General features: G+C 67.7%; 13 protein-coding genes. 2 read left to right on the top strand and 11 right to left on the bottom strand.

Going from position 1 to position 10,266, the window contains the following annotated elements; all coding sequences use genetic code 11:
• Nucleotides 1–197: hypothetical protein (locus QZZ33_RS12360; RefSeq protein ID WP_291380351.1), on the bottom strand; the 197-nt coding region annotated here is incomplete at its 3' end.
• 433 nt (nucleotides 198–630) lie between these two features.
• Between QZZ33_RS12360 and QZZ33_RS12355 the strand changes: the two genes are divergently transcribed.
• Nucleotides 631–1,116 carry a hypothetical protein gene (locus QZZ33_RS12355; RefSeq protein WP_291380350.1) on the top strand — a complete coding sequence of 162 codons (486 nt, stop codon included), beginning with the start codon at nucleotides 631–633 and terminating at the stop codon, nucleotides 1,114–1,116.
• On the opposite strand, the gene QZZ33_RS12350 is transcribed toward QZZ33_RS12355, so the two are convergent.
• Together QZZ33_RS12350 and QZZ33_RS12345 are read right to left on the bottom strand one after the other, a co-directional pair.
• Nucleotides 1,091–1,408, bottom strand: coding sequence for a hypothetical protein (locus QZZ33_RS12350; protein ID WP_291380349.1), 318 nt, complete (start codon nucleotides 1,406–1,408; stop codon nucleotides 1,091–1,093). The genes QZZ33_RS12355 and QZZ33_RS12350 overlap by 26 nt on opposite strands.
• 164 nt (nucleotides 1,409–1,572) lie before the next feature.
• Nucleotides 1,573–2,166 carry a hypothetical protein gene (locus tag QZZ33_RS12345; RefSeq protein ID WP_291380348.1) on the bottom strand — a complete coding sequence of 198 codons (594 nt, stop codon included), beginning with the start codon at nucleotides 2,164–2,166 and terminating at the stop codon, nucleotides 1,573–1,575.
• A 292-nt stretch (nucleotides 2,167–2,458) separates the two neighbouring features.
• Between QZZ33_RS12345 and QZZ33_RS12340 the strand changes: the two genes are divergently transcribed.
• Nucleotides 2,459–3,133 (top strand): SOS response-associated peptidase, encoded by a 675-nt coding sequence (locus tag QZZ33_RS12340; protein ID WP_291380347.1) that lies wholly within the window; start codon nucleotides 2,459–2,461, stop codon nucleotides 3,131–3,133.
• 10 nt (nucleotides 3,134–3,143) lie between these two features.
• On the opposite strand, the gene QZZ33_RS12335 is transcribed toward QZZ33_RS12340, so the two are convergent.
• From QZZ33_RS12335 to QZZ33_RS12300, 8 genes are all read right to left on the bottom strand, one after another.
• On the bottom strand, nucleotides 3,144–4,064 hold the full coding sequence (locus QZZ33_RS12335) for an NAD(P)-dependent oxidoreductase (protein WP_291380346.1): 921 nt from the start codon (nucleotides 4,062–4,064) through the stop codon (nucleotides 3,144–3,146).
• A gap of 120 nt (nucleotides 4,065–4,184) precedes the next feature.
• Nucleotides 4,185–4,703 (bottom strand): hypothetical protein, encoded by a 519-nt coding sequence (locus tag QZZ33_RS12330; RefSeq protein WP_291380345.1) that lies wholly within the window; start codon nucleotides 4,701–4,703, stop codon nucleotides 4,185–4,187.
• A gap of 47 nt (nucleotides 4,704–4,750) precedes the next feature.
• Nucleotides 4,751–5,581, bottom strand: coding sequence for a biotin--[acetyl-CoA-carboxylase] ligase (locus QZZ33_RS12325; protein WP_291380344.1), 831 nt, complete (start codon nucleotides 5,579–5,581; stop codon nucleotides 4,751–4,753).
• Nucleotides 5,582–5,630: 49 nt separating this feature from the next.
• Entirely contained in the window at nucleotides 5,631–7,304 is a 1,674-nt protein-coding gene (gene ptsP, locus QZZ33_RS12320; protein WP_291380343.1) for a phosphoenolpyruvate--protein phosphotransferase, read from the bottom strand.
• A gap of 7 nt (nucleotides 7,305–7,311) precedes the next feature.
• Entirely contained in the window at nucleotides 7,312–7,584 is a 273-nt protein-coding gene (locus QZZ33_RS12315; RefSeq protein ID WP_291380341.1) for an HPr family phosphocarrier protein, read from the bottom strand.
• A 5-nt stretch (nucleotides 7,585–7,589) separates the two neighbouring features.
• Entirely contained in the window at nucleotides 7,590–8,570 is a 981-nt protein-coding gene (gene pfkB / locus QZZ33_RS12310; RefSeq protein ID WP_291380339.1) for a 1-phosphofructokinase, read from the bottom strand.
• Nucleotides 8,567–9,328 carry a DeoR/GlpR family DNA-binding transcription regulator gene (locus QZZ33_RS12305; protein ID WP_291380337.1) on the bottom strand — a complete coding sequence of 254 codons (762 nt, stop codon included), beginning with the start codon at nucleotides 9,326–9,328 and terminating at the stop codon, nucleotides 8,567–8,569. The genes pfkB and QZZ33_RS12305 overlap by 4 nt, the downstream gene beginning before the upstream one ends.
• A gap of 27 nt (nucleotides 9,329–9,355) precedes the next feature.
• A partial coding sequence (locus tag QZZ33_RS12300; protein ID WP_291380336.1) for an alcohol dehydrogenase catalytic domain-containing protein occupies nucleotides 9,356–10,266 on the bottom strand: 911 nt, incomplete at its 5' end.

Below are 10,266 nucleotides of genomic sequence, written 5' to 3'. Positions count from 1 at the left end.
ACGCCCACCTGCCCAGAGCCCATCGCATCTCTCACCTTGCGTGCCCGCTCCGCCATTCCCCGGCGAGCCCGTGCCCGCCTGGCCACGATCCCCACCTCTGGCACCCGCGCCCACTCGCCCCTGTCGCCGCTCGCACCCGCCGGCGGGGCGGCGTCGACGCCGAGGCTCGCGCTCGCGATCTGCTCGATTCTGCGCACACGTGACACCACGCAGTCCCCGGCACTCGATCTGGAGCGTGCCCCAGTACTCCATCTGGAGCGTGGGGCCGTCGTGCGTTTGGCGCGCATCTCCTTCCAAATTGCTCCAAATGACTAGCCTCGTCTCATGGCTACAGCACCCCACGCATCTCGAAGTTGGCCCCGGCGCGCGCGAGTCGCGGTCTCCAAGCGCTGGCGAAGCGTAGGTACGAGCGCACTCCTGGCTGCGATTCTCGGGAGCATCATCTACGCTGTCGCCAATCTCCCGTCGGAGTACGTGACGGCGATGCAGGCTGTCGGTAGCCTCGCGATCCTTGGCGTCACCGCAATATACGCGTCCCATACCCGGCGCCAAGTCGACCTCATGTCGCGAACGTACAGAGCACAAGTCAGCGCGCCTCGCCTCGCAAGTTTGCGTGAGTTCGCTTCACACGTGCCGGAGTGGTCGCGCGAGCACCGGGGGCTTCTCGCCAATGTCAATCTGATCGCCTCGTTTACATCGATGAGCGGAGCGGTCACGTTCCCGGCAGCCAGGAGATCTATTGACGGGTTCTTCGGCCACATCGACAACCAGGCGCACCCCAGGATCATCGAGCAAATCGAACGCCTCAACGTCGATCTTCCAGACGCAATCTCGCAAGCGGCCCAGCGCGCGGCGGACGCGGCGCGTCAGGATGCCATATGGATCGCAATGTTTGTAGCCACCGTTGGACAGGAACTCGCTAGCCCGGACCCGCACGGGCGATCCCACGAGAAACTCCCCGAGGTGTGGAAGGCTATGCAGTCAGTGTCGCCTGCGACACTTCCGACGTGGGACTCACTCACGGCCACTCCGCTAGAGACCAGTTTGTCCGCCGCGTTCGTTGAACTTCAGCAAGTGCTCAATGAAGCGCTTATTGCGGCTCGCGAGGACACCTAGGAGGAGCGTCATCGCAACCCTGCAATTGCATACCATTTCCCTCGATCTCAGGATCGTCAAGGTACTGCTGCAGAGGGCCTAGCCCCGCCACGTTGTCCAGCACCGACTTGGCGAGCGCCGCGCGGTCCTCCACAGGTGCCACGGCACCTACCAACGCCCGTTCTTCCCACGCCGCCAGGGCGTCGTCCACCAGCGCCCGCACCGCGGCCACGTCCCGTACAGGATCCACCCCGCGCTTGCGGATCTGATCCCGTACCTGTGACTCGATGGCAATCGTCGTCTCAGCCCCCATGCCGGAAACCCTAGAGGGAAACGCCCGTTCGCGGGAGCCCCTGTGGATAGGGGCAGCGTGGGCGTCAGAGCAGAAAATGAACCGCGGCGGCCACCTCGGGCAAAGTGGCCGCCGCGGTAGAGAGACCGTCGGGCGCTTGGGCGGAAGCGTCGACGGGGCGCTGCCTACAGTCCGAAGAGCTGCGGCAGGTCGGCCAAAGGTGGAAGGGAGCCGACAATCAAGTAGTTGACGAGCACGATCACCACGAGCGCGCTCAGCGAAGTGGCGAAGATGTCTCGCTTGGCGGCGGCCACGTGTGCGGTGACGGAGCCGGTGCAGATGGCGGCGACCATTCCTGGCACCACCAGCCCAAGCGCGGCAGCCCCCATCAGGGACGGGCTCGCTGCGGTGCCGCCGGTGACGATCAGCAGGAACACGCCAGCCGTGGCGAGTGCAAGAAGGGTGCCGAGGGAGGCGAACTCCACCGCGCCGCGCGTCTGGGTCATGCGCTGCTTGCGTACATCGGACTCGATCTTCCAACCCACCGAGTAGCCAAAGATGGTCGCGCCAAACGTGACCGTCAGCGCCGCGATAAGCAACAGTGCGAAGGTGACGCTCGTGGCGTCACGAGCGGAGTAGCCGCCAGCGGCCAGCCACGTGGCTGGCGGGGCGAAGAAGGCGAACGTGACGCCATAGATGACCACGTAGCTCGCAGCAGATGCCAACGCCCGGGTTGCGAGCGGCTGAACCGCTACGGCGGGTTCGACACGGATTGCCATGAGACTTCCCTTTCGTGGGTCACTTCCTCCTGCTGTTCTATGACTCAACGATGACACCAGGGACCCCCTTTTCCAAGCAGCCAACAGCCCCGCAGACCCCCTGTGGGCGCCGTGTGAAGCTCCTCACAATCAGTCCGTATTGTCCGTTTTACACCGCAGCGAAGGTGACCAACACGACATTCCAGGTAGGCGTAAGCGTGGCCTCCAACCCCCATTCGGGGGGCGCCACGACCGCCGCCCTCGCCCGGCGGTTCACCAGGTGGACATTGTCACAGCGGCGCACAATGGAGGCATGTGCGGGCGCTACGCGGACTTCCTAGCCGACCAAGACTTGGCGGACGCCTTCGCCTTGGCCGTGACCGCCGACGACGAACGCCTGCTTCCCCCGTCCTACAACGTGGCGCCCATGCAGCGGGTGCGCGTCATTCGCCAGAGCGAGGACGCCAGGACTCTCGAGGTGGCGAAGTGGGGCCTGGTGCCCTCGTGGGCCAAGGATCCCGCGATCGGCTCGCGCATGATCAACGCCCGCGTGGAGACCATCGCCCAGAAGCCGTCGTTCCGCACCGCCTTCTCCAGGCGCCGCTGCATCGTCCCCGCGAGCGGGTACTACGAGTGGCGCACCGACGCCTCAGGGAAGCAGCCGTTCTTCATCCATCCAGAAGACGACGCGCCGCTCGCCTTCGCCGGCCTGGTCGAGGCGTGGCGTAGTGGCACGGACGACGAATGGCTCATCACGTGCGCCATCGTCACCACGGCGGCACGCGGCGACCTCCAGAGCATTCACGACCGCCAGCCGGTGATGATGGGCGACGACGCCTGGCGCACTTGGCTAGACCCCGCGTCTGGCAAGGACGACCTCCTGGACGCAGCACACGCCGACGCTCCCGCCCTCGCGTGGCACGAGGTGGACAAGGCAGTGGGCAACGTCCGCAACAATTCGCCAGAACTGGTCGAGCCCTCCCCATAGACGGACCCGGCTAGGGCGTCGTGTGCTCTCGGGTCCCGCTCAGCGGCGCCACCAACTCAATCATTGCCTGGTCGAGCGCAACCGTCGGACTCCAGCCCCACGCCCTCGCGCGGTCTGCGACCAATCGTCCGGTCCAGGCGGGCTGGTCGTCCCAAATCGGAGCGACTCCCAACGCCGCAGTCACCGGGGCATAGTAGTCGCGGACCTTCGCGGCCGATGCGGCGACGTTGACAGCGGTGCTCGAGCCTGCCACCGGCCCCACCTCCGGATCGTTCGAGGTCGCCACGCGCCCTGTCGCGATGTCGGCGGCGAAGGAGGCCAGGTCGTTGACGTGCACCCACGCAAAGGTCCGATCCGGCACGGCATGCCGTGCCGTCTCGTCGTCGCGAATCTGCGTGGGGAGTATCGAATTCCAGGTCGACGACTCGCCAGCCCCCAGGATTGCTGGCGGACGGAGAAAGACGCGGGTAAGCCCAGTGACCTCCTCGAGAGAGGCCTCGGCGTCGCGTTTGGTCACCGCGTAGGGCCCCGCGTCATCAGAGACCAGTCGCGAAGACTCTGTCACATCCCCCGTCTGGGGCTCACGTTCGTATACACCCGCGGTCGAGATGTGGATCAAGAGCTCGACACCAGCGTCCCTCGCGGCACGGGCAAAGTCAGACGTGCCTTCGACTCCCACCCTGCGTTGGGTCTTGAAGTCGCTCGCCATCGGGTGCACCGTGGTCACCACTGAACGCGCACCTGCACACACCTTGGTCGCGAACACGGGGTCAGTGAAGTCGCCGACCCACTCCTCGAGCCCCGGCTGCGCCGCCATAGATCCCGCGCGACGCACCACGGCCCGAACGGTCTCGCCGTTCTTGAGCAGCGCACCGCAGATCTGCGAGCCCACAAGACCATTCGCCCCCACGACAACAGTGACGGTGTTCATCTCAGCATCGTCGCACGCCTCGAACGCAGTCGCGATGCGGGATCACGGACAGGACTGTGTGGGCAATGTGCACAATGACTCGTCAGAGCTTGTGGAGCCTGCCTGACCGCGCGGAATCGACTAGAGCACGAACACTGACACGACGAACACCAGCGACGCCACGATGGCAACGCTGGCCAAGGCCCACGCGGTCCACGCGATGCCCCTGTGGCTCATGGCAGTGGGCGACACCATGTGGGTGGCGAAGGCGGCGAGCGCGGAAGGCACCGCGAAGGCCAGCACCGCCGTCGGCCAGTTGGCCACTCCCGCCGCGACGGCAATCCCCGCCACGCCGATCCCCAAGATGAAGCCTGCCAGCCCGTGCACCGCCGCGGCACGCCCCCGTGGCCACTGGCGCGTCTTCACGTCAACCGCAAGCCCCACGGTGAACACCGCGATGGGGATGAGCACCAGCACCGCGAGCGCCCCATACAGGAGGACTGCCACCGCAAAGGACAGGTCCAGCCACCCGTCGTCCTGTTCCGCCAACAATTCGATTGCAAGGCGCCCGCACGCCAGATGAAAGACGGAGAAGAACACCAGCGCGATGCCCAACGCGATCCCCGCGCGCGTGGCGTTGCCAACCTGCGGCACCACCATGGGCGCACGTTCAGAGCCTTCGCCTCGCGCGTCCACCGAAGCCCCGCTCACGTGGCCGTCCTCAGCCGCACGTCCCCTGCGTGAACCTCGTGGGTTGCTCCGTCACCGGCGCGCACCAACAGCGCACCAGAGGCGGCCAGCGCCACCGCGTCGCCAGTGAGCGGCGGCTGGCCCTCGCGCTCAACCACCACGTGCTGGCCCAGCGTGAAGGTGAGGGCCGCGAGGTCGGCAAGGAGCCCATCGGGGTCGCGCTCGGCCTGACCCACCGCGTCGGCCACGTGGCGAGCCAAGGCGTCGAGCAGCGCGCGCCGGTCGAGGTGATGCCCTCCAAGCGTCGCGAGGGAGGCGGCGTGCGGCACCGGCAACTCCTGTTCCGTCTGCGAAACGTTGACGCCGATGCCTGCCACCACTGCGTCTTCCCGACGCTCGCACAGGATCCCGGCCACTTTGCGATACGTTCCCCACCCTGGGATCGGCGCATCTGCCGTCCGCACCACCACGTCGTTGGGCCACTTGAGCGACGCCTCGACGCCGTCGGCACGCAACGTGCGCACGGCGGCCAGGCCCACTGCCAAGGGGATGAGCCCCCAGCTCTCTTCCGACAAGCCGGGGCGAAGCACAAAGCTCACGGTCAGCGCAGCGCCGCGCGGCGTCTCCCACGCGCGCCCCGCGCGCCCACGCCCGGACGTCTGGTGGTCCGTCACGAGCGCGCTCATGTGAGGCCAGGCGTGAGGGTCATCGGCGAGCGCCTCGAGCAGTTGCGAGTTGGTCGATGGCGAGGCGGCGGTCACCGCGAGCGCGCTCAGCGGTCCCTGCTCGCCCACGAGCGAGGCAAGCGCTGGGGCCGTCAGGGGCGAGCGCGCCGAATCTTCCGTCACGCTGCTCAGGCTAATGCGCGCGCGTCCCGCGCGTCATGAGGACCGCGCGTCACAACAACTCGGCCAGGGCGGGCGCGGCGGCCGCCATCACGGCCTCCCGCGCCTCCTGTGCCGTCCGCGCCGAGCGCGCCAGGTGTGCAAGGCGCTGGCACTGCGCGAACGTGTGCAGCGAGAGCGACAGCCTGACCATCGGCACCTTGGTGGGGGCCATGGACAGGCTGGTCACGCCAAGGCCAGCGAGCACGAGCGCGAGCAGGGGGTCACCTCCCGCCTCTCCACACACCCCCATCGGCTTGCCGGTGACGGAGGCGCCGTGGCACGCAGCCGCGACCACGTCGAGCAACGCCGGCTGCCAGGGGTCCAGCAGGTCGGACAACGCGCCCTGCATGCGGTCGGCGGCCATCGTGTACTGAGCCAGATCGTTGGTGCCGAGCGACCCGAAGTCGACCTCCTCAAGCACGTGCTCCGACCTGAGGGCGGCACCGGGAACCTCGATCATCACGCCCACAGACTTGAGTCCGTTCTCACGCACGCGCCTGGCAAACCACGCGGCCTCCTCCACGAGCGCCACCATGGGGGCCATCACGCGCACGTCTGCGCCGGTCTCGCTTGCGGCGATCGACAGCGCCTCGAGTTGGGCGTCCAGCAGGTCGGGCAGTTCGGCAGAGAGCCTCAGGCCGCGGCGCCCCAACGCGGGGTTCTCTTCCGCTCCCAGGTCCGCAAAGGCGAGCGGCTTGTCTGCCCCAGCGTCCAGGGTGCGCACCACCACGCGTCGGCCCTCAAAGGGCGCGAACACCTGGCGATAGATCTCCGCCTGCTCATCGACCGTTGGCGCGGTCGAGGCGCTCAGAAACACAAACTCGGTGCGGAATAGGCCGACCCCTTCGACGTCGGCCTGCCCCGCCGCGACGGCATCCTCCACGCCCCCGATGTTGGCCAGCAGCGCCACCCGCTTGCCGTCCTTGGTCATTCCAGGCCCGTGGCTGTCCGCCAGGGCGGCCTCCCTTCGCTCGGAGCGCTGCCTCAGCCTCTCCACGAGCTCCCCTGTGGGATCGATGTGCACCTGGCCGGTGTCGCCGTCGACGAGCACGGGCGTGCCGTCGGGGATGTCGGTGGCCCCCGCCACCTTCACCGCTGCGGGAATCCCCATCTGCGCGGCCAGAATCGCCGTGTGGCTGGTGCGTCCCCCCTGCTCGGTGACGATGCCCACCACTTTGGAGCGATCCAGCGTGGCCGTCTCTGCAGGCGCCAGGTCCATGGCCACCAACACGCACTCGCTCGCGAGCGGCGGCACGCCTGGGGCGGGCTCGCCCAGCACCGCCGCGATCGCGCGGTCGCCCACGTCGCGCAGATCGGTAGCCCGCTCGGCGAAATAGCCGCCGAGCGCCACGAACTGATCGATGTAGTCCTGAGTGGCGGCGTCGATTGCCTGAGCCGGCCCCTTGCCAGCGGCCGCTTGAGCGATGGCGCCGTCGATCAGGCCGGGATCTCTCGCGAGCATCGCCGTGGCGCCCAGGATCTCGGCCGCATTGTCACTCGCCGATGCCGCGCGCCTGTCAATCTCGATGGCCACCTCGTCCAGCGCGGCGCGAATGCGTTCCTCCGCCTCTTGCGCTGGCAGCACCGCCTCGTCGGCGGGGGGCCGCACGGCCGCGCCCACCTGCACCACGGGAGCGAAGGCTGCCCCCGAACTGACGGGAATGCCCTGGACGACGCTGTCCACGACGGCCCTACTTTTCTGCGTCGAGGTCGCGCTCGAGCAGGGCCACCAGGCCGTCAAGAACCTCGTCGGCGTTGTCCGCCTCGCAGCCGAGCTCCACGGTGTCGCCGTGCTTGGCCCCCAACGCCATGATGGCAAGCATCGAGTTGGCGGGAGACGGCTTGCCGCCAGGCTTGCAGATGGTCACGGCAACACCAGAGTCGTTGACCGCCTGAACAAACAGGGCCGCTGGGCGCGCGTGCAGGCCAACGGAGGATCCAATCTCCACGGAGCGTGTAGGCATCGAAGTCATCCTTTGTGCGTCGGGGCCAGGCGGCCTGGGTGGGAGTTCAGGGTCAGGTCGAGCGGCAATTCGGGAGACACGGTGACCCTCGGCAACGAGAGGTCCCCCGGCGTCGGCACGGTGCTGCCAGGCAGGGCGACAGCGGCGGCCCCCCAGCGCACTCCGGTGGCGAGGGCGTCGGTCAGGGAAGCGCCGCGCTCGAGCGCCGCGAGCCAGCCAGCAAGGAGGCAATCGCCAGCGCCCACCGTCGATTGCGGGTGGCTCACCACGGCCGACGCGTGCACGGCGCCGGTGGCGTCGACGGCCAGAGCGCCATGCTCGCCAAGGCTCACCACGACGGCGCCGATGCCGTCGGCTACGAGGGAGCGCGCGGCCTCCAGCACGTCGGCGAGGGTGGGCAATGGCGTGCCGACCAGTTCCTCGAGTTCCTCGTGGTTAGGCTTGATGAGGTCAGGCCGCGCTGCCACCGCCTTGCGTAGCGCCGTGCCGGACGTGTCGATCGCGACCCTCACCCCGTGCTCCCGCGCCCGCTCGATCAGCCCCACATAGAGGGTGCCGTCGATTCCAGGCGGCAGACTGCCGCAACCGACCACCCACGCGGCGTCGGCGGTGTGGCGGCCAACAGCGTCCAGCATCGCCGTGGCATCGGCCGTGGTCGACGCCCTCCCAGGCTCGTTGATCTTGGTGGTGATACCCGCCGCGTCGACGATGGTGATGTTGGTGCGCACGGCGCCCTCAAGCGCGATGAAGTCGTGGGGAACCCCGTCGCCGTCGAGCCGCGCAGAGAACTCGACAGCCGGCGCCCCCTGAGCGGGCAACACCGCCATCGTGTCAACACCGTTGGCCGCGAGCGCGCGCGACACGTTGACGCCCTTGCCTCCCGCGTCGATGTGCAGCGCTTGAGCACGGTGCACCTCTCCCAAGCGCAGCGTCTTCACCGTGATGGTGCGATCGAGGCTGGGGTTGGGCGTGAGCGTGACGATCATGCGCGCACCACCTCCACGCCTGCGGCGTCGAAGTCGTCCGTCGTCTCGTCGTCCAGACCGGTGTCGGTCACCAACAGCGCGACCTCGGTGACGTCGGCGAAGCGGTGCAGGTGCACCTGGCCCGCCTTGGTCGCGTCTGCCACGACGATGACGCGCCGCGACGCCGTCACCATGGCGCGCTTTGCGGCGGCCTCGGCCTGGTCGGGAGTCGTGAAGCCGCGTTCGACGGAGAACCCGTTGGTGCCGAGGAAGGCCACGTCGATCGCCATCTCCTTCAGGGCACCCGTGGTCCACTGCCCCACGGCGGCGCCGGTGCGGCTACGCACCCGACCGCCCAGCATCATGAACTCGATGTCGGGCACGTCGGCAAGCAAGGCAGCGATAGCGACGGAATTGGTCACGACGGTGAACCGCTTGTCGCGCGGCAACAGGCCGGCGATCGCGTAGCTGGTGGTACCCGAGTCGAGCAGTATCGATCCACCCTCGGGGATTTCCGCCACAGCGCGTTCCGCAATCCGTTGCTTCTGCTCTGTTCGTTGCGCCTCACGTACGGCAAGGCTTGGCTCGAGAGTGAGCCGCTCCACCGGCAGGGCGCCGCCGTGAACGCGTCGCAACACGCCGAGGCGTTCAAGGGCCGTGAGGTCGCGACGTACCGTCTCGACCGTCACCCCCAACTCCTCGGCGAGCACTCCCACTTCAACCCGCCCTTGAGCGCGTGCGCGCTCAAGGATGGCCTCGTGTCGTTCAGCGGCGTACACCCGTCACCCTCCTCTGTAGACGCTGGTCTACGGCTCGACCGTGACTTTGATGGCGGCTCCCCGCTTCACAATGTCGAAAGCCTCCAACACGTTCTCCAGCGCAATGTGCTCCGTGATCAGGTCCTTTACGGGGACCTTTCCTGAGGCGATCATCTCAAGAGCGGCCTTGTTGTGGTGCGGCGCCGAGCCGTTGGCGCCAAAGATGCGCAGTTGGCGGTAGTGCACCAGGTTGGAGTCGCACGTGATGGTCGGGTTGGTCTTGGGCAGTCCGCCAAAGAAGCTGATCTTGCCATTGCGCGCGGCCATGGAGATGGCCTGCTCTTGGGCGATGTTGGCGGCCGTCGCGGTGATGATGGCGTCTGCTCCCCGTCCGTCGGTGAGTTCCTTGACGCGTTCCACGACGTCTACCTCGGCGCCGTTGATGACCTCGTCTGGGTGGACGGCATCGGCCGTCATCTTGAGGCGATCGTTGTTGACGTCGATGAGGAAGATCCGTCCGGCGCCGTTGGCGCGGGCGAGGCGAATGTGCATGGCCCCGATGGGTCCTGCACCAAACACCACCACCGTGTCGCCCTCCTCGATGCCAAGGATGCGCTGCGCATTGATGGCGCACGCCAGGGGCTCCGCGGACGATGCCTCGTCGAAGCCGACGCCCTCGGGGATGCGGTTCAGCCCGTCCACCTTGAGTACCTCGCGCGGAACGATCATGTACTCGGCAAAGCCGCCGTTGTACTGGTAACCCATCGAGGTCTGGTTCTGGCAGACCTCCATCCAGCCGCGGGAGCACTCGTAGCAGTCGCCGCACGGCACCGCCGCGATCACCTGGACGCGAGCGCCGATCTCCCAGCCGTCGACGCCGTCACCAATCTCCACGATCTCCCCGGCGATCTCGTGGCCGATGATGCGCGGCGGGGAGAGGTTCTGGTGGCCGTTGTAGA

This window comes from Demequina sp. (genome assembly GCF_016278775.1).
GTDB lineage: Bacteria > Actinomycetota > Actinomycetes > Actinomycetales > Demequinaceae > Demequina.
Note: the sequence above shows the minus strand (reverse complement) of the source record. Positions and strands in the feature narration are given on the sequence as shown.